We start from the raw sequence: 25,399 nt of genomic DNA, 5'->3' as shown, positions 1-25,399 counted from the left end.
AACAAAAAAATCTTACAAAATCGTCATGTTCTTGTAATGTTCATCGATAGAAAGCTTAACTAAATTATTGCATAATAATAGTATAACAACAGACATTATTCATGAGATAATATGAAGTGACCTCCTAGATTATCAAGTCAGGGATTTTAACCCATAATAATGAATGAAAACATTATGAATGGGGTTATACCCTATGATAATAGGAGGCCACTATGGAAAATATAATATATATTGGGATGGATGTCCACAAGGAAAGTTTTAGCTTATGTGCACTACACGGAACAACTGGGGAAATTGTAAGAGAAGCACGATGTGCTTCAAATGTATCTCTCGTAAAAAAATTCGTTGAGAAACTGAAAACAAAATATGGTGAAGATATAAAAATTAAAGCTGGATATGAGGCTGGTTGTTTAGGGTATTCACTTCATAATCTTCTTGAACAAAATGGAATTGATTGTGATATTTTAGCTCCCACAACAATGTACAGTTCATCAAAAAACAAAATGGTGAAAAATGATAAATTCGATGCCAAAATGATTGCTCTTAATTTAGCAAATGGCACCTATAAAGAAGTATATGTTCCAGAAGAAGAGGATGTTGCCGTGAAAGAGTATATCCGCATGTTAGGTGATTTTAAAACATCTTTGAAAAAAATAAAACAACAGATAAAAGCATTCCTTTTAAGACATGGCTATGTGTATGAAGGGAAATCAAGCTGGACAATCGCTTATATGAAATGGTTAAAGAATCTTGATCTACAAGGATTATTCAAAGAAACGTTAGGCGAATACCTATTACAGTATGATGTTCTAGTCGATAAAATTGAGCGGTTCAGTTTGAGATTAGAAGAATTATCTCATCGTGAAAGGTACGAAGAACCAATCGCAAAGTTAAGATGCTTAAAAGGTATAGATACAACATCGGCAATGACTGTTCATGTGGAAATTGCAGACTTCACTCGTTTTCCCACGGCTAAAGCATTTATGGCTTATGTAGGATTGACGCCAAGCGAAAGCTCAAGTGGAGAGAAAATCAGTCGACGTTCGATTACAAAACAAGGAAATTCGACCGTTAGGTCTACTCTTGTAGAATGTGCAAATGCGTTGGTAAAAGGAGCAATCGGATTAAAATCGAAGCGAGTGAAAGCAAGACAAAAAGGGCAACGAAGCGAAGTGATTGCTTATGCGGATCAGGCTGTAGAAAGGTTACAAAGAAAATATTATCGCATGATATATCAAGGGAAGCCTAGAAATGTTGCCGTTACAGCTATCGCAAGAGAACTGGGGTGTTTTATATGGGGATTAGAAACAGGTAAAATTCACCGAAAATAAAGAGGGAAGGATATGAAGTTGATTGATTCATAGTTAGAAATCAAAGGTATCAATTGATGGCATAGATGAGCTTCAGAGATAGTGAATTACAGGTCTGGCTATCTATGACTCACCTCTTCTGGCATGGCTGAAATTCTGATAAACAAGCTATTTATTAGAATTTGAAAAGGTGTGATCCACGCAGTGAGATTATAAGAGCCTAACGACGAACCATTAACCTGAGGTAACCAATCCACGAATAACAGAGTGGTTAACTGTCGATAGATCTTATTTCTGAAGCTTTTGTATGCCATCAAGAAAAATATTATGGGTGAAAAACTATTGACAAAGGTCACTTCATAACAGGTGATATATATGAACGGAAATAAAATATTAGCTGCGTTATCATACTTTAGTGTACTATTTGCCCCTATCTTATTCCCTATTATCGTTTGGATTGTAGGAGACGCTGAAACAAAGCCACACGCAAAACGTGCTCTATGGACACACATCATTCCAAGTATCGCTACATTTATCGGCTTAACCATTTTAGGAATTATGGGCATAGGATCTGACCAACCAGATGTAACACTTGGAATTGGAGCAATGATTGTCTTAGCTATTTGCGGAATCATCAGCTTATACTACTTCATCTGGAACATTGTAAAAGGAATTAAAGTACTGAAAGCTTAATTTTAAACAAACGTTTGTTTAAAAAAGGACCCTTGCAAATTGCAAGGGTCCTTTTCCCGATTAGTTACTTTATCTTCTGCGTTTCTTCTTTTTTCTCATCATTTTCTTTCGGCGCGTATTCACCTTATCCGCTATAATGTGGAGCGTACTTGCCACAACAATTCCCATTAAGAACGTTACAATTTCAACCTCATGTTTCTTCGCAATTTCTATTAAATTACCATCCAGTGCGATTACATTTAATAGGAATAAAAATGGAGAAAAGACGATTAACATGTACGCAATACGAATCACATCACCAAGTATAATCGTATGCGTAAAGAAAGATCGATGTGGCATTACTTTCTTATAAGGATACCAAAATATACGTAAGAAACCCCATTTGTTATAAGCATTACTGTACGTATCTAAATCTGGTGTTAAAAATGAAGTACCTACTAAAAAACCAATTGCAAAAGTTAATAAAAAATCAAAATTTGTTAATCCATACGAAAAGAGCAAAAACAAAACAACCGGAAGGGATATTAAGTTTATTTTCGTATGCGTTCTTCCTGATGGCATAATGCACTTCCTCGCTTACGTTCGTCCTGTCACCTTATGACAGATTTCACCTATTGACCTAATTTCTGATCGATAAATGTTGTGTCTATATCCGAACCAAACCATTCTGCCAACTTCACTCGTGCCTTATCTTTCACATCTTCATTGACGTATAACGACACCTGTATTAGTGCGGCCGTTAACGCCCCTAAATCATCCGTATAGCCAATTCCAGCAATGAAATCTGGAATCGCATCAATCGGTGCAATAAAATAAGCAAGTGCTCCAATTACAATAATTTTCACTCGTTTTGGAACATCGGGTCTTTGCAAAACGTAAAACAGTAATAAACTTGTATAAATGACCGACTGCCCTGCTTGCTTTGCAACATGTTTTACTTTCTTCCAAAACGCTTCAACTGAAAATTTTTGTTTCATGTAAAAGCCTCCCTATTTTTAAAAAGAAATAAGCTACAATATGTTATCAGTAAAAGTTCATGGAAATTACACAAAACCTATCAATGAACTTTCATTGTAACAAATAAACCAAAAAAGAACAAGTGTTCGTTAATTTTTACACAATTTCCTTCATATAATAGATTTCTAGATAACCCTTATCCACCTTCGTTTCTTATTTCTCAACAAAGAAATTTTCACTTCCACTTAACATTCTGCTCTATCTTTGTTATATTTTCTAGTTGACGGACATATAAACGAATGTTAAAGTTTTCTCTGGTAGTGACAAATCTTATACAAAAAATGTAAAATGTTATAGTGTTTCTCAGAAATGAATTTTGTTGTATAATACAGAAATGACGTTATGCTTATGAGCAACAAAAGAAACCAAAAGGGTATGCATAGTTATAGTCGTATATGGGTGAATATAGAACCTTTAATTATGGCCAAGAAAACTATGTATTTTTTATTTTAGCATTTTTCGCTCCAAAATCGACCAAGCCTGATAGAGAAAGGGTGGAAATGAATGAAAGAAACCTTGAAATCGCAATTTCAAAATGTGCGTTTCACTGTATTCGTAGCTTTAGCCTTATGGCTGAAAACTTACATTATTACACGCACAAGCTTTGATTTAAAACTTGAATCTTTCATGCAAGAATTCATTTTATTCCTTAGCCCATTAGCAGCATCATTACTGCTTGTTGGTCTTGCATTATTTGCAAAAGGGAAAAAACGTAACTATATAGCACTTGGAATTAACTTTGTCTTAACAATCGTTCTTGTTGGTAACGTAATGTTCTACGGATTCTACAATGACTTCGTTACTTTACCAGTACTCGGACAAACATCTAACTTCGGAAGTTTAGGTTCTAGTGTGAAAGAATTATTTAACTACAAAATTATTCTTGCATTCGCAGACATTATCGTATTCTTCGTTCTATTGAAGAAAATGAAAAACTTTGCACCTACAGAGCGTGTAGCACGCCCGATGCGTTCTCTATACTTCGTATCAACAGTTGCTATTTTCTTCGCAAACTTAGGACTTGCAGAAGCTGAACGCCCAGAACTATTAACACGTTCATTCGACCGCGTTATGCTTGTTAAAAACTTAGGATTATATGTACACCAAGTATACGATCTTGGCTTACAAGCGAAATCAAGTTCACAAAAAGCATTCGCTGACGGTAGTAAATTACAAGAAACAGAAAACTACGTGAAAACAACACAAAGTAAACCAGATCCAAATATGTTCGGTACTGCAAAAGGGAAAAACGTAATTGTTGTCTCTCTTGAGTCATTACAAACATTCTTAATTGGCGCAACAGTTAACGGACAAGAAGTTACACCGTTCTTAAACCAATTTACGAAAGAAAGTTATTACTTTGATAACTTCTTCCATCAAACTGGGCAAGGTAAAACATCTGATGCTGAATTCCTAGTAGATACTTCTTTATATCCACTAGACCGCGGTGCTGTATTCTTCACACACGGTAACAATGAATATACAGCAACTCCAGAAATTTTACGTCAGCAAGGGTATCACACGTCGGTATTCCACGCAAACAACGCAACATTCTGGAACCGTAACATTATGTATCCAGCACTTGGTTATGATCGTTACTACAACGAGCTTGATTACAAGATTACGCCGGAAACAAAATTAAACTGGGGATTAAAAGATATCGAATACTTCGATCAATCTATTGATATGTTGAAAGAAGTGAAGCAACCATTCTATACTCGCTTCCTTACTTTAACGAATCATTACCCATTCACTTACGATGACAGTACAAAATTAATCGACGAATATAATTCTGGTGATGGAGTATTTGACCGTTACATGGTAACTGCTCGTTACTTAGACGAAGCAATGAAACACTTTATTGAGCGTCTAAAAGCAGAAGGTATTTACGACAACTCAGTAATCGTATTCTACGGTGATCACTACGGTATTTCTGAAAACCATAACCGTGCAATGGCACAGTTCTTAGGAAAAGAAGAAATCACTGCATTTGACCATATGAACTTACAAAAAACACCGATGTTTATTCACGTTCCAGGTCAAAAAGAAGGTAAAACAATTTCGAAACCAACTGGTGAAATTGATATTAAACCAACTATTCTAAACTTACTTGGTGTAGATTCTACAAATGACGTTCGATTCGGTCATGATGTATTCTCACCTGATAATAAAGGATTTGTTGTTCTTCGTGACGGTAGCTTCATTACAGATAAATACATGTACACAAACAGTACATTCTACGACCGTGCTACTGGCGAAGTTGTACAATTACCGAAAGAAGAATCTCAACCACTAATTGATCGTGCCCAAAATGAATTGCACATGTCTGATAAAATCATTGAAGGTGACTTACTTCGCTTCTCTGAAAGTAATAAGATCAAAACTGGTGAAGTAAAAACAGCTATTAAAGAAGAAAAGAAGAGCGCTGAGTAATGAAGTGACCCCTAAAAGTTAGACACGGTTATTTGATTAGGCAGCTTGATAAAAGTGAGTCCGGTATTGTACCGGGCTCATTTTTAATTTTGCCTTAATCCGTTTCGTATTATAATAATCTATATATTTTTCTAATTCTATTTTAAAGTGCTCTACATTTTCAAATTCTTTTATGTAGAGGAACTCCGATTTCATAATCCCAAAGAAATTTTCTATTACTGCGTTGTCGTAACAGTTGCCTTTTCGAGACATACTCTGGACGATAGCTCTTGATTCTAGTGTACGGACGTATTGTCTCATTTGATAATGCCATCCTTGATCCGAATGCATCAGTAGCTGGTGCGTTTCAGGTAAACGTTCCAATGCTTTCTCTAACATGTCTGAAACAAGCGAATACGTCGGTCTAGAACCAATTGTATAGGTAATAATTTCACCATTATACAAATCTAATACAGGTGATACATACAGTTTTTCTCCAAACAATTTAAACTCTGTGATGTCTGTTACCCACTTTTGATTCGGTGCATCTGTATGAAAATTACGCTCTAAAATATTAGGTGCAATTCTACCGACTTTTCCTTTATAGGATTTATATTTCTTCATACGCACAACACACTTTAACCCAAGCTCTTTCATAATGCGCTGAACCTTCTTGTGGTTCACTTTCTGGCCACGATTCGTTAATTCATCACGAATGCGACGGTAACCATAACGACCTTCATTTTCCTCATAAATCGCTTTAATCTCAGCTTTCAAATCGGCATCTACATCTGGACGATTCATTTTCTTTACTAAATCATAATACGTGCTTCGAGGAATAGTAGCTAGCTCCACGAGTGCCTTCACCGAATATTTATGCCTTAATTCATAGATTACTTGCGCTTTGTCTTGTTTTGTGATTTTTCCTTGTTTTGAACTAAGGCATTTAACTTTTTTAAGTACTCATTTTCCATCTCAAGCTGTTTAATGCGTGCTTCAAGTGCTTCGACTGACCCTTCAGCTAAATGTTGTTTTAATTGTTTATTTGAATCTTTTTTCATGGATGGACGCCCCTTTTTCTTAGATTGAAGGGCATCAATTCCTTGTGTTTCGAGCTGTTTTTTCCAAACAGAAATCGTTGAAGGGGCAGGAATATTAAAGATAGCTGCCGTCTCAAATAAGGACATACCGTTTTCAATCATAAAGTTTAGTACGTCTAGTTTAAATTGTTGTGTGTAATTTGTACATCGTTTTAGAAAAGCTTCCAGACCATTCTGTTTATATTGGTTTACCCAATTCAAAATGATTGTGTCACTTATACCGAGCGATCTACCCATTTCTCGATAACTTTCATTTCCGTTCAAATAACGTAGAACGATTTGTATTTTTTCATCAGCTGTAAATTTAGCCATAGAAAAACTGCACCTCCAATTGTTAGACTGTGTCTAACAATTGGGGTGCAGTTCATAATCTCAGCCTCTTTTTTTATTTTCTTCCATACAACTGCTTATATTCATTAACTTTAAAATTACATAACCTTTACCAAATATTCACATAGGGTTAATGAAGAATCTCTATAATAAAATATGTAAACAAGGTTCTACATATTTCTTACCTCTCATCTTTCGTAAGATCCCTTAAAGAAATGTGTAAATCTCTTGTTTCTACTTTCTTATAATTGTCTTTCAACATGTTTTGTTTCCATACACAAAGCATTCAACGAGACAATGTCCCTATGAAAGATAGCTACCCTCCTTGTGCAGCATTCCATAAGAATGTTGCTTTTTTTTATTTAAAAGCAGGATTCTCATTTCTTATTTTCGAATTTGTATATACAAAATGCTGTAAAGTGAAACTTTAATCAGCCCGTTAATGCGGGGGAAATCGTCCTTACTTCTCTATGATTTACAAATACATATACGGTCATATATAGAGAATTGCTTACATAAAAATTACTATAGTGATTTTTATCTCGCATGAATGAAAGTTTCACGTTATTTACGTACTTACGAAAGGATGGGACGGAAATTGGCATACGAAAAATTTGTACTTTGGAATGATGAAGTTATTGATACAACAAAACAACAAACGTACATAGAACTTGAAGAAAGAGGTTTGCAATTCGGAGATGGTGTCTACGAGGTTATTCGCCTATATAAAGGGAACTTTCACTTATTAGATCCGCACATAACAAGATTATATCGATCCATGGAAGAAGTAGAATTATCGCTCCCTTTCTCAAAAGCTGAACTCATCACTTTACTTTACAAATTAATTGAACGAAACCATTTCCACGAAGATGGCACAATTTATTTGCAAGTATCTCGCGGTGTACAAGCTCGCACACATGTATTTTCATATGACACCCCTCCGACAATTTATGCCTATATTACAAAAAAAGAAAGACCAGCATTATGGATTGAATATGGTATACGCGCTATATCAGAACCCGATACTCGATGGCTACGCTGTGACATTAAATCATTAAATTTATTACCAAACGTACTAGCTGCTACGAAAGCTGAACGTAAAGGCTGTAAAGAGGCACTTCTCATAAGGAATGGTATCGTAACGGAAGGAAGCCATTCCAACTTCTTTTTAATTAAAAACAGAACTCTTTACACACATCCAGCCAATCACCTTATTCTAAATGGAATTATTCGTCAATATGTCCTTTCTTTAGCGAATACTCTTCACATTCCTGTACAGGAAGAACTTTTCAGCGTTCGTGACGTTTATCAAGCAGATGAATGCTTTTTTACAGGCACAACGATTGAAATTTTACCAATGACCCACCTTGATGGAACCGCGATTCAAGATGGGCAAGTTGGGCCTATCACCAAAAAACTGCAAAAATCTTTTAATCAAATCTTGTTACAATCCAATATGGCATCTTCTTAAACACGAATAATTTCTGTCCTTTCATATTCAATATATACATTTAAATGGAAATCAAGGTGTAAATTTATGCCTTGATTTTTTTTTGTAATCTTTTTGTCATATTCAGATTCCTACATAAGTCTTGACAGTAATCGACATGCTCTTTAGAATTTTTAACAGTTGGTAAATATTTCTTCACTACATTACAGACAGAAAGGAATCGACAAATTATGAAAAAGTATCTTGCCGGTCTTGCGGCAGTGTCTGTAGCAGGAGGAGCAGCACCTACACTTGATAGTGTTCAAGCTGCACCTGAACAAAATACACAAAAAGCTGCTACAACTGTCCAAGCTTCTGCATCAAACGACTCATCTTATAAGGTAAACGCGAGCGTATTACATGTTCGTGCGGGATCAAGCACTTCTCACGACATCATCTCACGCGTTTATAACGGTCAATCACTAAACGTGATTGGCGAAGAAAATGGTTGGTTCAAAATTAACATTAACGGAAAAACAGGCTTTGTTAGTGGCGAATTTGTATCAAAAAGTGGAGCAATAAACAACAATGTAAGCACAGGCGGAAACAATAAAGTTACTGCTGATGTATTACGTGTACGTACAGCTCCTAACACTTCTAGTTCTGTTTCTGGACGTGTATATGCAGGACAAACATTAAACGTAATTGGACAAGAAAATGGTTGGGTGAAAATTAACCATAATGGACAAGTAGGTTATGTAAGTGGCGAATTCGTATCTGGCGTTTCTTCTAATGCGGGTTCTTCAAACAACAATACGAATAATAACAATAACAACCAAGAAGTAAAACCAGCAAGCGGAAACTATACAGTAAATGTATCTTCCCTTCGTGTTCGTACAGGTCCTAGTACTTCTCACACAACTGTAGGTTCTGTTACAAAAGGACAAGTAGTACAAGTTGTTGGGGAAGTTCAAGATTGGTTCAAAATCAATTACGCAGGACAAACTGCTTATATAAGCAAAGACTACGTAACAAAAGGCGGTTCTAACGAAAACGTTACAGAAGGCAACAAACAAGAGCAAAACAATAATAATGGAACTATTCAAACTGGCGGTTCTTACGTGGTTAACGCTACATCTTTACGTGTTCGTACAGGCCCTGCTGCTTACCATAGTGTAATTGGTGGTGTTTTAAACGGTACAACATTAAACGTAGTTGGATCTGAAAACGGTTGGTTTAAAGTAAATTACCAAGGAAAAACAGGCTTTGTTAGTAGCGAATTTGTAAAATTCGTTAAAGGTGGTACTACTACTCCTGAGCAACCAAAACAACCTGAAAAACCTAACCAAGGTGCAATTGGCGACTACTACATCAATGCTTCTGCACTAAATGTACGTAGCGGCGAAGGTACAAATTATAGAATCATAGGTGCACTTCCACAAGGACAGAAGGTTCAAGTAATCTCTGAAAACTCTGGATGGAGCAAAATTAACTACAACGGTCAAACTGGTTATATCGGAACACGTTACCTATCTAAAACACCAGTTGGAGGCGCAGTAGATAATAAGCCTAACAATAACCAAAATAACAATCAAAACAATAACAACAATAATAATAATAATAATAATACAGGCAATAATAGTGGCGACAGTTCTTCCGTACTTGCATATGCAAAATCAATGCAAGGTGTACCATACGTTTGGGGCGGAACTTCTGCTAACGGCGTAGACTGCAGTGGCTACATCTACCATGTATTTAAGAAATTTGGTCATAACATTAGCCGTCAAAGTGTTGCGGGATATTGGAGTAGCCTACCAAAAACTTCAAGTCCACAACCTGGTGACTTAATTTATTTCCAAAACACTTATAAATCTGGTCCTTCTCACATGGGTATTTACCTTGGGGGCGGATCATTTATCCAAGCTGGAGATAAAGGTGTAGCAATCGCTTCATTAAGTAACTCTTATTGGAAGAGCCACTTCTTAGGATACACGAAAGCACCTTAATTAATAGTTTCAAAGCCTTCTAGTTTACTAGAAGGCTTTTTTGTTACGAGTTCAACACATTACTCCCTTTCCCCTAGTTTCTCTCTACAAAAATAATGTATCCATTCTTCTATTTCATACACTTTATTCTGCAAAAACAATGCATAACGTTATCATAATGTATATATTTTCATAAAAAACATAACCTATTTCATGTCTATTTATTTTATATGTGTTTTTTTGAAGAATTTTCTTTTTATTTAAACTTTTCATTAGACGTTTGACCTCTGATGTCCATTATGATAAGTTACTTAAGATGTTATATTCGTAAATGTATAGACAACTGGTTTATACACTGTTTTTACTATGAGGAAGGAGCATACACTGCATGAATCTTTTATGGGGAATTGGCGGCGTGATTGGAGTATTAGCAATTGCTTTCTTACTATCTTCCAACCGCAAAGCTATTAATTGGCGCACAATTTTAATTGCGCTAGCATTACAAATGTCATTTTCATTTATCGTATTACGATGGGATGCTGGTAAAGCAGGTTTAAAACACGCTGCTGACGGTGTTCAAGGATTAATTAATTTTTCTTACGAGGGAATTAAGTTCGTTGCTGGGGATTTAGTCAACGCAAAAGGACCTTGGGGATTTGTATTCTTTATTCAAGCACTACTTCCAATCGTATTTATTAGTTCATTAGTAGCAATCTTATATCATTTCGGTATTATGCAGAAATTTGTTAGCGTCGTTGGTGGTGCATTAAGTAAACTTCTTGGAACTTCTAAAGCAGAAAGCTTAAACTCAGTAACGACTGTATTTTTAGGACAAACTGAAGCTCCAATCTTAATTAAACCTTACTTAGCACGCTTAACAAATAGTGAATTCTTCACTATTATGGTAAGCGGTATGACAGCTGTTGCCGGATCAGTTCTTGTCGGCTATGCAGCAATGGGTATTCCGTTAGAGCACTTATTAGCAGCTGCAATTATGGCAGCTCCATCAAGCTTATTAATTGCGAAACTAATCATGCCAGAGACAGAAAAAGTAGATAATAACGTTGAACTTTCTACAGAACGTGAAGACGCAAACGTTATCGACGCAGCTGCACGTGGTGCATCTGAAGGTATGCAACTTGTTATTAACGTAGCAGCAATGTTAATGGCTTTCATTGCATTAATCGCTTTATTAAATGGTCTATTAGGATTAGTTGGGTCTTTATTCCATATTAAACTTAGCCTTGATTTAATCTTCGGTTACTTATTATCACCATTTGCAATCTTAATCGGGGTTTCTCCAGGTGAAGCTGTACAAGCAGCAAGCTTTATCGGTCAAAAACTTGCAATCAACGAATTCGTTGCATACGCAAACTTAGGACCACATATGGCAGAGTTCTCTGACAAAACAAATCTAATTTTAACATTCGCAATCTGTGGATTCGCAAACTTCTCTTCTATTGCAATTCAATTAGGTGTAACAGGAACGCTAGCTCCTACTCGCCGTAAACAAATTGCACAATTAGGGATTAAAGCAGTTATCGCTGGTACATTAGCTAACTTCTTAAATGCAGCAGTTGCAGGTATGATGTTCCTATAAACTTATATAGAGTCTTCTCTTTCTCCAAGAGAAGACTTTTTTCATGCACTCCAAACGCCTTTTATGTATCTATCAATCACCTTATCCCAAATATGAGAACATTATGATACAATAATGTTTAAGTCTTTTTATTTTTCTTATGAAAATAGAGATACTACTTGTTGTTGCCCTTCAAAAGAATTTAACGACATAGTCAATTTCTTAATAATTGCGCATACTACAAGTATCTATGGATGAAATAGCTTTAAGGAGGAAAGTTTTGTGAAAGATAAGTTCTATAAAATCCTCTCTATGTGGATTCTACAAATTGTATTTTATTTTACTACTGTACATGTGACGAATTATGAGCATGCGCTCATTTTTACAATAATATACGTAATCGTAAATGTACTATTCTTATTTTTAGCTGATAAAACAGCATTTATTTTCTTCATACTAGGAACCATTATTTCCGTATTTTATTTATTTTATCAAGCATGGCTTCATTTATGGAGTACATCAGATCAATGGCAATATATGATTACCCACTTCCTGATGGTAGCTAACTTCTTCATTGTATATATAACAACTCACCTACTAAAAAAAGTGATTCATGAAAATAAAACTTTAACTGAGCGTGTGAGAACGTTGGAACAATATATTGGAGAATCAAAATTATTAACTAGACAAGAATTCGAGAGACGCCAAGCGTTATTAACGACTGCAATGAATCGTCGTAATGAAACAGGCGTTATCGTTTACTTTGATTTCACTTCCTTTAGTAAATATACGAAGGAAAGTGTTATGGATCGTGTAGCTTCCTTATTAGTTGAAACGGTAAGGAATGATTTTGACCTTGCTGCTGAATATGATGAGAGTACATTAGTTATTTTATTACAGAACACAAATGAGGCTGGTGCAGATATAGTAATGAACCGTCTACAGCCAAAATTAGAAAAATGGCTTGCAGCTGAAGCAATCCAAGATATAAAAATTTCACGCGAGCAAATTGGAAACAAAGGACAGACATTGTTATGATGACTCTCGTTATACTTCTTTTATTTCTTCTGTTTTGCGTACTCGTTTTTTGGATCAGTATCACATTTTCAATTAAATATGTACTTATTTTTACGGCCTTTCTATTCTCTGGCTTACTCGTTTACTACTCTTTCTTAACAATCGCGGGTTTAATTCACCGAAATAGCAAACGAAAAGATCGTACACTAGAACATTATCCTAGCGTCGATATTTTCATACCTGCCCATAACGAGGGGGTCGTTATTAAAGATACTTTAGAGGCGATGGCGAAGATTGAATATCCAGGAAAGCTAACTATTTATTTATTAAATGATAACTCTCAAGATGAAACACCTGAAATCGGCGATGATTTCGACAAAGCTTATGCTCATATTCGCCACATTCGTGTTCCCTCCGGTGAACCGAAGGGTAAATCACGTGTACTAAACTATGGGCTTAGTATTTCAGATGGTGAATACTTCTGTGTTTACGATGCAGATAACCAACCTGAACCACACGCACTGCGAATGCTTGTAGAGCACGCTGAAACAACTGAAGATGCGGTTGGAGCAGTTGGACACGTTCGTACTGTAAATGAAAAAAGAAACTGGCTGACGCGAATGATTTCGCTAGAATTTCAAATCTTCCAGCTCCTTATGCAATCTGGACGCTGGTTACTACTCCAAACGGGTTCACTGACAGGAACAAACATGCTTCTTCGTCGCTCTGCACTAGAAGAGCTTGGTGGCTATGACCCTTATGCAATTGCAGAAGATGCTGAATTAACATTACGAATTACACAAAAAGGTTATCTCTTACCAATCGTCCCAGAATCAGTTACTTGGGAACAAGAACCAGAGCATTTAAAAATTCTTATTAAACAACGTACACGTTGGCTCCAAGGAAATTTATACATTTTAGAAAAAATGTTCTCGTCATTAAGTTTCTTTAAAGGAAAACTGCTCGTTCATTCCTTACAACAAGTTCTAGTGTATGTTGTATTTTGGCTATTCCTAATCATTTCAAACGTTTGGTTTGTAATTGGGCTACTCGGGATATTCCAAATTCAATATAGCATTCCGCTACTATTTATGTGGTATGTAGCATATATTACATATGTTTCACAATTATTTAGTGCCCAGAGTGTCGAACGAACCTTTACACCGACTAATATTTTTATTAGCGTTATTATGTACTTTACGTATGCACAGCTCTTTACGTACTTATTTATTCGCAGCTTAATCTTATATTTACGTGCAAAGAGCAAGAAACAAGTCATCGGCTGGGATAAGACAGTTCGATTTAAAAAAGATAAATAAAAATAAGCACAGAGCGCCGTATGCTCTGTGCTTATTTATTGCCGTATAAATTATATATCAGACAATACCCCTTAGCTGAAAGTAATTTCACGTCCATCCCCCAACGAACGATCGACCTTCATTTATATACGAAAAAGTGATTGCTATTTTTGTAGAACCAATTGCTTCTCTTGCTGTTCTTTGCGCGTTTCAGTCTTAGGTTCCGTGCTTTCTTGGACACTACGATGTGCCACACGTTTCAAACAAATATGCTTCCACTTTCTTTCGTAACGTTTCATTATTCTAGATGTCCCCCTTGAATGCGCTTTAAAACTATCTGAAATCGCTTACAGGAAATAATATAGCACATATACATAAAAGTGACAACACATTTCCGACATATTTTTGACAAAAATACGAATAGAATTCGTAAGGTATCGAATATTGTCGAAACCTATCGTTTTTTCTTCATATAAAGGGCATACTACTTATATAGTAAAGTATTTTATTTCCCTAACTTGCAGTTAAAGTTCCTTCTATATAAAAAAGAATATATTGTCCCTATCCTAAATAAAATGTAAATTTTATATTTTAATTGTATAGACACCGGTGTCATAATGAGTCTCTTATGATATTATAAAATATAACATGATAGAGGTAGGGATCATACAATTGGAATCAAAATATACATTGCGAGATATTGCAAAACTAGCTGGTGTTTCCTTTAAAACCGTTTCAAGGGTCATTAATAATGAAAGTGGTGTAAGAAAAGAAACAAGAGAAAAAGTTGAAAAAGTCCTTAAAGAGAAGAATTATACGATGAATTACTATGCTAAAGGTTTATCCCAAAATAAGACCTTTCAAATTCTTGTCGTTTCTGATATTGATAGAGATACTTATCCAGTTCAAAGAACAAGTATTATTATTAATAATATTATTAAAGAAGCAAATCATCACAAATACAAAGTAATAATTATTAATAACTTAGATGAATTAGAATCAAATTATATGGGCGTTTTAGAAAAAGGATACTATGATGGCATGATCGTATTAAATTCCCCTCGCAACAATGTACTGCTAGAAAAGGTTGAAAAATTAGGTGTTCCAGTTATTGTATCTGGTAAAAATGATAAATTTACATATGTAGGAACAGATCATGAAACAGGTGCCTATAACGCTGTTAATTATTTATTAAGTATTGGTGCGAAGAATATACGGTTATTACTTGATAATCCTAATTGGCCAACTCATGATGAGAAGATAAAAGGATTTAAAAGGGCCCATGCAGAATACAATATTCCTTTTAACTCCAATCACATTATTACTGGATTACACAATAGTGCCGATGTCTTTCAATATGTAGAAAAAAGCTTTAAGGAACAAAAACTCCCGGATGGATTAATCATTTTCTCAGATTTCGCAGCATTAGGTGCTATAAAAGCCGTTAACAAGTATCATATTCCATGCCCAGAAAAGTTGAATATGATTAGCTTTGGAAATATGCCTATTTGTACAGAGATATTTCCAGAATTATCTTCAATAGAACAAGACTTTGCCCAAATTGGACAAAGTCTTCTTCAAAAGCTATTACAAAAATTAAATAATGAAGCTACTTCTTCTTATAAAATTGAAACGGAATTAATTATTCGAGATAGTACACGTAAAAAAACCCAAAGTTAGAATCTTATCTTTAACTTTGGGTTTTCATTTATTTTAATTACAAAACATCTATAATTTTTGTTTTAACCTTTTTCCTTTCATATAGGATTGTAGCAATAAAGGATAATCTGTTTGAATAATATTAACCCCTTTATTTATTAACCATCCCCAACCCTCATCAGGATTTTTAAGCGACAATGTATCTGTATGCCCTCCATTAGTTGAAACATCTAACGAATTTACCCAAACATTGGCATGTTTTTTCATTTTACTAATCATATCATCTGCTATAATTGGGCTTCTATCATTAATAAATGCTACTTCAAAGGCAATAGGAGCAATTTCTTCAATTATCAATTCTAATTGATACATACTTTCCTCATTTATCTTATGCATATATAGTAGATTATCACCATTGCTATTCAAAAATTCTTTCACTTCATCAATACCGGCATCACTTTTAAGTAATCCATAATCAAAAGTGCCCGTTTCTCTTAATACTTCACAAACCTTATTTCTAATTCCCCAACACTTATCAATATTTACAATAGCTCTCCCTTTAACTAAATTCATAACTTCCACTAATGTTGGAACCTTCTCCTTTGTTATAGGTGCATCCGTACCTCCATTATTATCTTTCAAATAGAACGACTTAATTTGTTCATATGTTAATTCTGAAATTTCCCCTGATCCGTTTGTCATACGATCAATCGAATCATCATGCATTAAAATAATGACTCCATCTTTTGTCATTTGAACATCAATTTCTATAATAAATAGCCCTAGCTCCATACTTTTTTGAATTGCCGATAATGAATTTTCAGGTGCATATTCAAAACTCCCACGATGCATCGCTAGAAAAAAACCTTTTCCTAATTCTTTAAATTGAGAATAAAAGGATTGAAAATTTTCACACTCATATTTATAATCAATATTTTTTTGCGTGTTCATAACCTACTCCTCATAGACTTAGTTTAATGCGTATATATGATAAATAAACTTCAATGTAAATCATTATATATGGATGTTTAGAGTTTTATTTTAATATAAGTTCTATCATCAAATGATTTATTTCCATTTACTAAACCTTTTGTAGATTTATATCCTTTAATCATAAGCGGATCCTTTTGTAATAATTTCTGTAATTCCAGCTCTGTCTCCCTCAGGTTCCTTTTTAATTGTGGATAGCCATCACTCCCAAGAACGATACAATTCGCATCTTTACAAGAAACAACACGAACCATCCTATTCTCTATCGGAAAACCATCTATAACGGCGTAAGATAGAGGAGAGTATGCCCTATTATTTTGATATAAGTACTGACTAATTAAGAATGGGCGAATATCCTCCCTCGATAAGTCCTTCTCTAACAGTTCATCCGTAGAATACTCTAACAAATATTTTTCTATAATTACGCTTCTTATTTCTGATATGATGTAATCTACTAATTTCTCATTTGTGATATGCAATTCATCTATCAAACAATGGCAGTCTCCGACTATCCAGATTTCTTCTCTTTCTTTACTTAAAATAATAATACTGGCTGCCATCCTTTTATGAGGTTCTTTCAGCACTACATTAAAAATATTATTTTCTTTATAATAACTGCAAATACATTTCGTTAATCTATACACAGCTTCTTGATAAGTAAGATCTCTAGGAAAAGAATGAATTTCCTTTTTAAGTAACTCTGTTGCAATTCTTGCGGAAGTTTCATTTTGATAAAGTGAGTTATCTTTTGAAGTCATCCCATCAATAATTGAAACAAATGAATCTGTTATAACGATAGAATCTTCGTTTTCTATTTCTATTCCCGTTTTTGACATAGAAAATTGCTCAATTATATTCATATGCTCTCTCTTTTCTTGTTTTCTATTTTCCAAACCCTTTTCTACCATAAACAACATAGATTACTGTTGCTGATATAATCATCAATAGTACCGAATAAACAAACGTTAATACTCTAGCATCGGCCGAAGCTGTTGGCTCTGTACTATTTTTAATCACTATGCCAAGCGGTTGAAATAATGGGTGATACAGAAATACTGATAAATCATAATCAGCAAGTTGACTATTAAAATTAAGAGCTAAAATAGCTAATGCAGATGGTAAAATAATTGGTAAAACAACCTTCATAAATGTATAAAACGTTTTTGCGCCTAAATTCTTTGCAGCTTCTTCTAACGAAGGATCGATTGAATAAAATGTTGCTTTCAGCATTCTCAATGTAAATGGAATTTTCACTAAAATATATGCAATCAACATCAATACTAATGTGCCAGTCATCACCTGATTTCCCATGAGAAGTTGAGGCCGATCAAATGTCATGATTAATCCTAAAGCTATTAATGTTGATGGCAATAACCAAGGGATATGTAGCATATACTCCAATAAAGCAGTTAATTTATTACTATGCTTATAAATTAAACGAGCAATAAATAAGATGAAACTAACCGTGATAATAGCTGATAATCCAGCGTAAGCCATACTTACTAAAAATGGCTGATATGCATGTATATCCGTTAATACTTTTATATAATTATCTAATGTGAAACTTGCTAAAGTTAATGTGCCAGTCGAGATGCTATACGCGTCAGTAAATGAAAAGATGATAATAAAGATGACCGGTAATACATAAATAACAAATAGTACATATGCTAAAATATGGACTATTAGATTCACAAACCTATTATTTATTTTTTGTTTCTTAATTTTAGTCTTCACTTTAGAAACCGACATATAATTTCCGTTTTTTTCAAATATACTCATGATAAACAATAGAACTATTGTAGCTAATCCTAGTATTAAAGCTAATAAGGCAGCAATATCACGCGATCCTATATTTTTAGCAAATGTTAAAATTATAGGACTAATCGTTTGGAAGGATTCGCCTCCCACAATAAGCGGAGCCGACATTGCTCCAAGTCCGGATAAGCATAATAAAATTGAAAGTGAAAAAATAACAGGCTTTAATACCGGTAGCACAACTTTAATTAATATTGTCCACGTCGAAGCCCCCATATTTTTTGCAGCCTCAACTGTTTGATAATCTATATTCCTCATTGCATTTGATAAAAATATAATATGATTAGACGTTGAGGCAAATGTCATTACAAATACTACCGCCATATATCCAGTAAACCAATTCGACTCTATACCTGGAAAAATGCTCATCAAAAATTTCGTTAAAAATCCTGCATCTCCATAAATAAACTTATAACCTGCCACTAATATAATCCCGCCGTATATTAATGTAGTATAATAACCTATTTTTAATACCTTCGATCCAATGACATCAAAATACTCCAACACTAATACTAAAAATATCCCTACAATATTTACAGTTATCATTAAAGTTGCTGCTAACATAAAACTGTTCATCAAACTTTGCATAGCACGCTCTGATTTTAACAACTTCTTGATTACTTCCACTGAAAAATTCCCGTCACCAAAGAACGTCGTATAAATTAGCTGAGCATTAGGTACGAGTAACAAAGTGATAATAAACCAGGCTATCAGCAGACCGAGCATCCAAAAATATATAGTTTGCTTTCTTTTATCATTAATGGCTAATAATGTTTTTTTCATCATATTCCTACCTCTAATACTGCAATATATCTTCCGGATTAATATATAAATTCACTGAATCGCCAACGTTATATCGAATGTTTCCATCTTCCTTTTCAATATTCCTTAAATAAGCTCCAAAAACCTCATATCGATACTGCGAATTCGTTCCATAAAACTCTTTTGATACAACTTTTCCTGCTAGTTTAAATACGTTTCCTTCACCTTCTAAAACTTTTGTTTTAATTTTTTCCGTTCTAATATAGGAAACTTTATCTAACGATAATAAGGACTTTGTTTCCTCTACAATCTTCCTTACAATATCTGATGCAATTACATTTACATCTCCTATAAAATTACATACAAATTCTGTTTTTGAATGATTGTATATTTCCTCAGGCGTTCCTACTTGTTCAATTACCCCATTGTTAAATACTGCAATTCGATCGGACATCGTTAAAGCCTCCTCTTGGTCATGCGTGACATAAATCATCGTTATACCAAAATCCTTCTGAAGCCTTTTTAATTCAACTCGTAATTGTTTTCTTAGTTTTGCATCTAAATTAGATAGCGGCTCGTCTAATACAAGTATTTTAGGAGACATAGCCAAGGCTCTTGCAATAGCGACCCTTTGCTGTTGACCACCTGATAGATCCGATACCTTCTTAATTAATTGTTCCTGGTTTAACTCCACTATCTCTGCTATTTCATGAACTCTTTTATTTATTTGTTCTTTCGAATATTTTTGTACTTTTAAACCAAATGCTATATTTTCATATACATTCATCGTTGGAAATAATGCATAGCTTTGAAACACCATACCTATACTTCTTTTCTCAACAGGTTTATTCGTTATATCCTCTCCATCCACAACTATAGAGCCTTTAGTCGGCTTAATAAAACCGACTAAAGATCGTAAAGTAGTTGTTTTCCCACATCCTGAGGGGCCTAACAAAGTGAAAAACTCACCTTTTTTTATATTTAAATTTAAGTTTTCAATAGCTACAAATTTATCAAAGACAATTTGAAGGTTATTAAATTGAATCAAGCGTAATCCCTCCACTATAAAAATGATATATAACATAGTAAATTCAACATTCTTTTATAAAATTTCTAATTCAATTTTTTCAATCCAATCATTCATATATTTATTTACTATTTTCCAATCAATATTTTGCGGAACTGTATTTTTAGCAACTTCTTTCATTTCAGGTAACGCTTGATCCAATGCTTTTTCATTTATTGGTACAGAGCCAAACTTTTTCGCCCATTCTCCTTGAACTTCAGCACTTCCAAACCACTCAACGAACTCTTTTGCTACTTCTACATTTTTTGATCCCTTAATAATACCAACTTGTTCAACTGTTGTAGGAACTCCAATCGACGCTGATACAATCCCAGGTTTATGATTAAATGCTTTTGCCTTTCCTACTAATCCACTTGCAAAAATATGAGAAATAGGTACTTTTCCACTTGCTAAATTTGCAAAATTCTCTTCGCCCTCTGGTGTTTTATAACCATTTGCAAAATATTCCTTAATTACCTTCCATCCTTCAGCAGAAACCCCTAATTCTCCTTTAGGATCTAAATACCTTACAAGTATTCCAGCAACAATCGCGCTATCACTATTACCTTTCAAATTATTTGGAACATGATACTTCCCTTTAAACTCTTTTTTTGTCCATAAATCCATGAAATCTTTCGGTGCTTCTTCTGGTTTATAAACGTCTGAGTTATAAATCATAAACTTCGCCTGTTCTACAATTGGATGAAAATACGCCTCTTTATCATTAAATTCCTCTGAAATTTCATCAGCCCACTTCGGTCTATATTGCACTAATATTTTTTCAGATTTTAGCCTTTCAAAGTTCATTTGTGTTAAGCCATACACGACGTCTGCTAGTGAATTATTTTTCTCTGCTTCTAAGCGATTGGCAATATCTCCGCCTCCACCTTCCACAATCTTAATATCAAAACCCTTCTCTGCTGCTTTTTCTTTCAGCCAGTTTCCTCGTCCCTCAGATGCGGAATTTGTATACACAATTAAATTTTTAGTAGTCGCTTTCGAGACACTTTCTTTCTCCTCTGAACCTCCTGTTTTGCTACCACAAGCAGCCAACATACTTAAGATAAAAGCGCACAATATTAATAGTAATTTTTTTGGCTTCATTTCCTGTTCCTCCTGAATTACACATATTTTTTTATAAGCCTTATATCTTACTAAATAAACCCTCTTCCTCCTTTAAAGACACCGGTGTCAAAAATAAAGATAAAATTCACTTAGACACCGGTGTCATTTGTTCTAAAATTAATATAACAGAATTTATCTATCCGATTATTTATAAAATGTAAATTTCTTGTTAAGTTCTGATTAACACTTTATCTAAAAAAGAACCATCGAATATCGATGGTCCCAATACAAATTAAATTTTTTAATCTTTTCCTTCTATTATTAATGACGCTTCATACGTCCTTCTTTTTGTAACTCTTTAAATAATGCTGCCATCATAAAGAAAATAACAAAGACGAATGGGAATGCTGCAATGATAGCTGCCGTTTGTAAGGCTTCTAATCCGCCAATATATAATAAGGTAGAAGCTATCGCGGCTAGAACGATACCCCAAATCATTTTAATACGATTTGGTGGGTTTAAACTACCATGTGTCGTTAACATTCCTAAAACAAATGTTGCAGAGTCTGCCGATGTAATAAAGAATGTAGAAATAAGAAGAATCGCTAAAACAGATAAAGCTGATCCAAAGCTTCCCATCTGATCGAACATAGCAAACAATCCTACTTCTGTTCCCATCTCTTTAATTTTTTCAAAGATATGTGCATCACCAAACAGCTCCATGTGAATACCAGTCCCGCCGAAAACGGAGAACCAAAGCGCACCGATTACGGTCGGTACAAGTAACACACCGATAACAAACTCACGAATTGTACGACCTCGTGAAACACGAGCAATAAACGTACCTACGAACGGTGACCACGCAATCCACCATGCCCAATAGAAAATTGTCCATGACTGAATCCATTGATTTCCGCCTTCATCCAATGGACTTAAACGGAAACTCATACTTGGCAATTCCTGAATATAAGAACCTATTGTTGAAGTGAAGTAATTCATAATAAAGTTTGTTGGACCTGCAAATAATACAATGATCATAAGTGCAAATGCAAAAATAATGTTCGTATTACTTAAATATTTAATTCCTTTATCAAGACCTGTTTGTGCAGATAACATGAAAAGAACTGTTACGATTGCAATAATAACTAACTGTGTCGTTAATGAATTCGGAATAGATGTTAAATAGCTAACACCACCTGCAATTTGTTTTGCACCGAGACCTAATGAAGTTGCAACACCAAACACAGTTGCGAAAACAGCTAACACATCAAATGAATGAGCAATACGTCCGTGTTCCCCGCCCTTAAATAACGGACCTACCGTCGCACTAATCGTACTTGCTTTTCCTTTTCTAAAGGTAAAATAAGCAATACATAACGCTACAAACGCATATAGTCCCCAAGGATGTAATCCCCAATGGAAAAATGAAAAACGCAATGCAAGGCGCGCACTTTCCTCAGTTGCACCTTCTCCAAACGGAGGTGCGTACAAATGGTTTAATGGTTCAGCAACGCCCCAGAAAACTAAGCCGATACCCATACCAGCACTAAATAGCATAGCAAACCATGTCATATAACTATAATCAGGTTCGTCATCATCTTTACCTAAACGAATAGAACCGTATTTCGAAACAATTAAAAAGATAGACACACCTAAAATAATAGAAACGGAAATAATATAAAACCACCCAAACTTACTAACTAATGCAGTTTGAATTGCAGTTGTTACATTTCCTAAGCTACCTTTTCCAATAATAGATTCGGGAATAATCCCCCAAATTGTAAATGCAATACATAATGTTAATGAAACGATGAATGTTTTTGTCAGTTTCCTCATCAAATCCCCCTTCGTAGGTTTCGCTTTTGTAAATAACATAAATTCCGATATGTAAAATCGGATAGAAAACTATAATTTTGCGGTGATTTTCTTACTTTCACCTTCACCAATTCGAATTCTTATAGACAGCCTTACCTTTCGTATAACCTTTTCACTCTGCAAGAGCTACAAGTTAGAAATACTGCTGTCAAATTGTGTGAGAAAAACGCGGATAGGAATGTATTTTCCTAAAAAAGGATGTGTTACATATGTAAAAAAGGGCGAATTTCTTCCTTGCAACCCTTTCGTTTTGTAACAATTATGCGGTTTTTTTGCTAGTATATAGCACGTGTTTATAGCTTCACAAACAAAATGTTTATGTTTATATAACTATATTACCCATAAAACGGTAAAATACTCAAGGAATGTAATCGTTTAGTAAACATCATGTAACATTCCTGTAATATTTTTATTTACGTCGAAAAAAATATGTTGTATTAAATATTTTGAATATAACCAGCAACCTATGAGTCATATAGAATGAAAAACGCTTTCCTATATTTTTTGTTATATTACAGGATGTTAACGACTGATTACGAATGGTTTGTAATTGTGTGTTTTCCCCAAATCCGAAAAAATCTGTTGCTATAATGAGGACACGAAAACAAACGCAATGGAGGCTATCATGAAAAAATTAATTGGAATAGCAACAGCAGCAGTTTTTGGTCTTGGGATTTTCACATCATCTGCTAATGCAGAAACTGTTGTAACAACAGACGTACTAAACGTACGCGAAAACCCTACTACTGAATCAAAAGTTGTCGGTAAATTACTAAACGGTAATAAAATAGATGTTCAAAATACAGAGAACGGATGGTCAAAAGTTACTTTAGACGGTAAAGACGCATTCGTAAGTGCAGAGTTCACAAAAAGCATCTACTACGTAACAGCTAACGTATTAAACGTACGTGCTGAAGCGAACACAAACTCAGAAATTCTTGGAAAGTTGAAGAAAGACGATGTAATCGAAACAACGAACCAAGTACAAAATGAGTGGTTACAATTTGAATATAACGGGAAAACAGCTTATGTTCATGTTCCTTTCTTAACAGGTACAGCACCTGTAATTGAGAAACAAGAAACAACTGCTCCTGCTAAAGCTAAAGTTGAAGCACCAGCTAAGGCTCAAACACCTGCAGCACAAGCAAAACCAGCTGCTAAGCCTGCTGTGAAAGCTGCTGAAACTAGCGAACCATCTGGTGGTCGTGAGTTAACAGTTGTAGCTACAGCATATACAGCTCATCCGAGCGAAAACGGTGGCACATATGGCGGCCGTGTATTAACTGCAATGGGTCATGATTTAACTGCGAATCCAAACATGAAAATGATTGCTGTTGACCCGAAAGTAATCCCATTAGGATCTAAAGTATGGGTAGAAGGTTACGGAGAAGCTATCGCTGGAGATACTGGTGGTGCAATTAAAGGTAACCGTATCGATATCTTACTTGGATCAGATAGTGCTGCTCAAAAATGGGGCCGCAAAACTGTTAAAGTGAAAATTTTAAAATAACCAATGACTGCTAAATTACAAGCCGGTTCTCTTTATTGAGAGCTGGCTTTTATTTATTTATAATACATATAAGGAGGCTATGCCCATGAATGTACAGGCAAAAGTAGACTGGATTGGTACGCCAAAACCGTACATATATAAAGATGAAGTAACATATAACGCTACTTCTATTGATTTCTCACTCGCTGGCGATGATAATCGCTATAAGCTAATTGTGCTCAAGTCAGAAAAAAATACACATTACAAAATTGTGCAATATGGAATAAAACCAGGCTCTCAAAAGCCATTTCCTATCGACATTCCATTTGAACAAAACATGTTACCAATTATAGAGCAAATATTACATGATCCATATGTACAAGCGATATTAAAGGAAACGCACTCATAATTGTAAAAAAAGATATCAACGATTTTCCGAATATATCTATCATAAATCGCAATATATCAACGATTTTTCAATTATATCTATCATAACTTACGATATATC

Annotated in this window: 21 protein-coding genes; 11 read left to right on the top strand and 10 right to left on the bottom strand. The window is 34.6% G+C overall.

Annotated elements, in window-relative coordinates:
• Window positions 1-212 precede the first annotated feature (212 nt).
• Both MHI28_RS19565 and MHI28_RS19560 read left to right on the top strand, forming a co-directional pair.
• Complete coding sequence (locus MHI28_RS19565) at window positions 213-1,331, top strand: IS110 family transposase (RefSeq protein WP_277548338.1); 1,119 nt, start codon at window positions 213-215, stop codon at window positions 1,329-1,331.
• A gap of 354 nt (window positions 1,332-1,685) precedes the next feature.
• Window positions 1,686-2,003, top strand: coding sequence for a DUF4870 domain-containing protein (locus MHI28_RS19560; RefSeq protein WP_001014091.1), 318 nt, complete (start codon window positions 1,686-1,688; stop codon window positions 2,001-2,003).
• Window positions 2,004-2,072: 69 nt separating this feature from the next.
• On the opposite strand, the gene MHI28_RS19555 is transcribed toward MHI28_RS19560, so the two are convergent.
• On the bottom strand, window positions 2,073-2,564 hold the full coding sequence (locus MHI28_RS19555) for a metal-binding protein (RefSeq protein WP_001139059.1): 492 nt from the start codon (window positions 2,562-2,564) through the stop codon (window positions 2,073-2,075).
• A gap of 50 nt (window positions 2,565-2,614) precedes the next feature.
• On the bottom strand, window positions 2,615-2,980 hold the full coding sequence (locus tag MHI28_RS19550; RefSeq protein WP_000810378.1) for a YkvA family protein: 366 nt from the start codon (window positions 2,978-2,980) through the stop codon (window positions 2,615-2,617).
• A 544-nt stretch (window positions 2,981-3,524) separates the two neighbouring features.
• On the opposite strand from MHI28_RS19550, the gene MHI28_RS19545 reads away from it, so the two are divergent.
• Complete coding sequence (locus tag MHI28_RS19545; protein ID WP_000665344.1) at window positions 3,525-5,453, top strand: LTA synthase family protein; 1,929 nt, start codon at window positions 3,525-3,527, stop codon at window positions 5,451-5,453.
• Between the two features lie 36 nt (window positions 5,454-5,489).
• Here the strand turns inward: MHI28_RS19545 and MHI28_RS19540 are convergent.
• A protein-coding gene (locus tag MHI28_RS19540) for an IS3 family transposase (protein WP_208730123.1) occupies window positions 5,490-6,844 on the bottom strand; the annotation gives its coding sequence in 2 pieces (ribosomal slippage) (window positions 5,490-6,391 and window positions 6,391-6,844; 1,356 coding nt in all).
• Window positions 6,845-7,448: 604 nt separating this feature from the next.
• On the opposite strand from MHI28_RS19540, the gene MHI28_RS19535 reads away from it, so the two are divergent.
• The 5 genes from MHI28_RS19535 to MHI28_RS19515 all read left to right on the top strand — a co-directional run bounded on the left by MHI28_RS19535 (window position 7,449) and on the right by MHI28_RS19515 (window position 14,191).
• Window positions 7,449-8,333, top strand: a complete 885-nt coding sequence (locus MHI28_RS19535; RefSeq protein WP_079997269.1) for a D-amino-acid transaminase — start codon at window positions 7,449-7,451, stop codon at window positions 8,331-8,333.
• Between the two features lie 209 nt (window positions 8,334-8,542).
• Window positions 8,543-10,297 carry a C40 family peptidase gene (locus MHI28_RS19530; RefSeq protein WP_340828197.1) on the top strand — a complete coding sequence of 585 codons (1,755 nt, stop codon included), beginning with the start codon at window positions 8,543-8,545 and terminating at the stop codon, window positions 10,295-10,297.
• Window positions 10,298-10,664: 367 nt separating this feature from the next.
• Window positions 10,665-11,876, top strand: coding sequence for a NupC/NupG family nucleoside CNT transporter (locus MHI28_RS19525; protein ID WP_001051018.1), 1,212 nt, complete (start codon window positions 10,665-10,667; stop codon window positions 11,874-11,876).
• Between the two features lie 261 nt (window positions 11,877-12,137).
• Complete coding sequence (locus tag MHI28_RS19520) at window positions 12,138-12,893, top strand: diguanylate cyclase (RefSeq protein ID WP_000653230.1); 756 nt, start codon at window positions 12,138-12,140, stop codon at window positions 12,891-12,893.
• Window positions 12,890-14,191 carry a glycosyltransferase family 2 protein gene (locus MHI28_RS19515; RefSeq protein WP_340828193.1) on the top strand — a complete coding sequence of 434 codons (1,302 nt, stop codon included), beginning with the start codon at window positions 12,890-12,892 and terminating at the stop codon, window positions 14,189-14,191. Before MHI28_RS19520 ends, MHI28_RS19515 begins: the two co-directional genes overlap by 4 nt.
• A gap of 143 nt (window positions 14,192-14,334) precedes the next feature.
• Here the strand turns inward: MHI28_RS19515 and MHI28_RS19510 are convergent, their stop codons facing one another.
• The gene (locus MHI28_RS19510; RefSeq protein ID WP_000833067.1) at window positions 14,335-14,469 is read right to left on the bottom strand and encodes a hypothetical protein; all 135 of its coding nucleotides are present in this window, start codon (window positions 14,467-14,469) and stop codon (window positions 14,335-14,337) included.
• A 373-nt stretch (window positions 14,470-14,842) separates the two neighbouring features.
• Between MHI28_RS19510 and MHI28_RS19505 the strand changes: the two genes are divergently transcribed.
• Window positions 14,843-15,850 carry a LacI family DNA-binding transcriptional regulator gene (locus MHI28_RS19505; protein WP_000444517.1) on the top strand — a complete coding sequence of 336 codons (1,008 nt, stop codon included), beginning with the start codon at window positions 14,843-14,845 and terminating at the stop codon, window positions 15,848-15,850.
• Window positions 15,851-15,898: 48 nt separating this feature from the next.
• Here MHI28_RS19505 and MHI28_RS19500 read toward each other — a convergent pair whose 3' ends face one another.
• The 6 genes from MHI28_RS19500 to opuD all read right to left on the bottom strand — a co-directional run bounded on the left by MHI28_RS19500 (window position 15,899) and on the right by opuD (window position 23,363).
• Window positions 15,899-16,780: a glycerophosphodiester phosphodiesterase family protein gene (locus tag MHI28_RS19500; RefSeq protein WP_001095972.1), complete on the bottom strand. Its 882-nt coding sequence runs from the start codon at window positions 16,778-16,780 to the stop codon at window positions 15,899-15,901.
• A gap of 77 nt (window positions 16,781-16,857) precedes the next feature.
• Complete coding sequence (locus tag MHI28_RS19495) at window positions 16,858-17,712, bottom strand: hypothetical protein (RefSeq protein ID WP_000431562.1); 855 nt, start codon at window positions 17,710-17,712, stop codon at window positions 16,858-16,860.
• Entirely contained in the window at window positions 17,702-19,420 is a 1,719-nt protein-coding gene (locus MHI28_RS19490; RefSeq protein ID WP_000976697.1) for an ABC transporter permease, read from the bottom strand. Before MHI28_RS19490 ends, MHI28_RS19495 begins: the two co-directional genes overlap by 11 nt.
• Window positions 19,421-19,430: 10 nt before the next feature.
• Complete coding sequence (locus MHI28_RS19485; RefSeq protein ID WP_000614091.1) at window positions 19,431-20,444, bottom strand: ABC transporter ATP-binding protein; 1,014 nt, start codon at window positions 20,442-20,444, stop codon at window positions 19,431-19,433.
• 54 nt (window positions 20,445-20,498) lie between these two features.
• Window positions 20,499-21,566: an extracellular solute-binding protein gene (locus MHI28_RS19480; protein ID WP_000802851.1), complete on the bottom strand. Its 1,068-nt coding sequence runs from the start codon at window positions 21,564-21,566 to the stop codon at window positions 20,499-20,501.
• 282 nt (window positions 21,567-21,848) lie between these two features.
• Complete coding sequence (gene opuD, locus MHI28_RS19475; RefSeq protein ID WP_001230116.1) at window positions 21,849-23,363, bottom strand: glycine betaine transporter OpuD; 1,515 nt, start codon at window positions 23,361-23,363, stop codon at window positions 21,849-21,851.
• A 664-nt stretch (window positions 23,364-24,027) separates the two neighbouring features.
• Between opuD and MHI28_RS19470 the strand changes: the two genes are divergently transcribed.
• On the top strand, window positions 24,028-24,912 hold the full coding sequence (locus MHI28_RS19470; protein WP_000733341.1) for a cell wall-binding protein EntA: 885 nt from the start codon (window positions 24,028-24,030) through the stop codon (window positions 24,910-24,912).
• An 85-nt stretch (window positions 24,913-24,997) separates the two neighbouring features.
• A complete protein-coding gene (locus MHI28_RS19465; RefSeq protein ID WP_001102538.1) occupies window positions 24,998-25,300 on the top strand; it encodes a DUF3910 family protein in 303 nt (100 codons plus the stop codon).
• The last annotated feature ends 99 nt before the right edge of the window (window positions 25,301-25,399 follow it).

This window comes from Bacillus sp. FSL K6-0268 (genome assembly GCF_038005425.1).
GTDB classification, from domain to species: domain Bacteria; phylum Bacillota; class Bacilli; order Bacillales; family Bacillaceae_G; genus Bacillus_A; species Bacillus_A thuringiensis_S.
The sequence above is the reverse complement of the archived record's forward strand: the minus strand, read 5'-3'. Positions and strand labels throughout refer to the sequence as shown.

What these genes read in the sequence shown, in the direction of transcription:
- MHI28_RS19565 (WP_277548338.1), top strand. Translation starts at nt 213, where the DNA reads ATGGAAAATATAATATATATTGGGATGGATGTCCACAAGGAAAGTTTT.
- MHI28_RS19560 (WP_001014091.1), top strand. Translation starts at nt 1,686, where the DNA reads ATGAACGGAAATAAAATATTAGCTGCGTTATCATACTTTAGTGTACTA.
- MHI28_RS19555 (WP_001139059.1), bottom strand. Translation starts at nt 2,564, where the DNA reads ATGCCATCAGGAAGAACGCATACGAAAATAAACTTAATATCCCTTCCG.
- MHI28_RS19550 (WP_000810378.1), bottom strand. Translation starts at nt 2,980, where the DNA reads ATGAAACAAAAATTTTCAGTTGAAGCGTTTTGGAAGAAAGTAAAACAT.
- MHI28_RS19545 (WP_000665344.1), top strand. Translation starts at nt 3,525, where the DNA reads ATGAAAGAAACCTTGAAATCGCAATTTCAAAATGTGCGTTTCACTGTA.
- MHI28_RS19535 (WP_079997269.1), top strand. Translation starts at nt 7,449, where the DNA reads ATGGGACGGAAATTGGCATACGAAAAATTTGTACTTTGGAATGATGAA.
- MHI28_RS19530 (WP_340828197.1), top strand. Translation starts at nt 8,543, where the DNA reads ATGAAAAAGTATCTTGCCGGTCTTGCGGCAGTGTCTGTAGCAGGAGGA.
- MHI28_RS19525 (WP_001051018.1), top strand. Translation starts at nt 10,665, where the DNA reads ATGAATCTTTTATGGGGAATTGGCGGCGTGATTGGAGTATTAGCAATT.
- MHI28_RS19515 (WP_340828193.1), top strand. Translation starts at nt 12,890, where the DNA reads ATGATGACTCTCGTTATACTTCTTTTATTTCTTCTGTTTTGCGTACTC.
- MHI28_RS19510 (WP_000833067.1), bottom strand. Translation starts at nt 14,469, where the DNA reads ATGAAACGTTACGAAAGAAAGTGGAAGCATATTTGTTTGAAACGTGTG.
- MHI28_RS19500 (WP_001095972.1), bottom strand. Translation starts at nt 16,780, where the DNA reads ATGAACACGCAAAAAAATATTGATTATAAATATGAGTGTGAAAATTTT.
- MHI28_RS19490 (WP_000976697.1), bottom strand. Translation starts at nt 19,420, where the DNA reads ATGATGAAAAAAACATTATTAGCCATTAATGATAAAAGAAAGCAAACT.
- MHI28_RS19480 (WP_000802851.1), bottom strand. Translation starts at nt 21,566, where the DNA reads ATGAAGCCAAAAAAATTACTATTAATATTGTGCGCTTTTATCTTAAGT.
- opuD (WP_001230116.1), bottom strand. Translation starts at nt 23,363, where the DNA reads ATGAGGAAACTGACAAAAACATTCATCGTTTCATTAACATTATGTATT.
- MHI28_RS19470 (WP_000733341.1), top strand. Translation starts at nt 24,028, where the DNA reads ATGAAAAAATTAATTGGAATAGCAACAGCAGCAGTTTTTGGTCTTGGG.
- MHI28_RS19465 (WP_001102538.1), top strand. Translation starts at nt 24,998, where the DNA reads ATGAATGTACAGGCAAAAGTAGACTGGATTGGTACGCCAAAACCGTAC.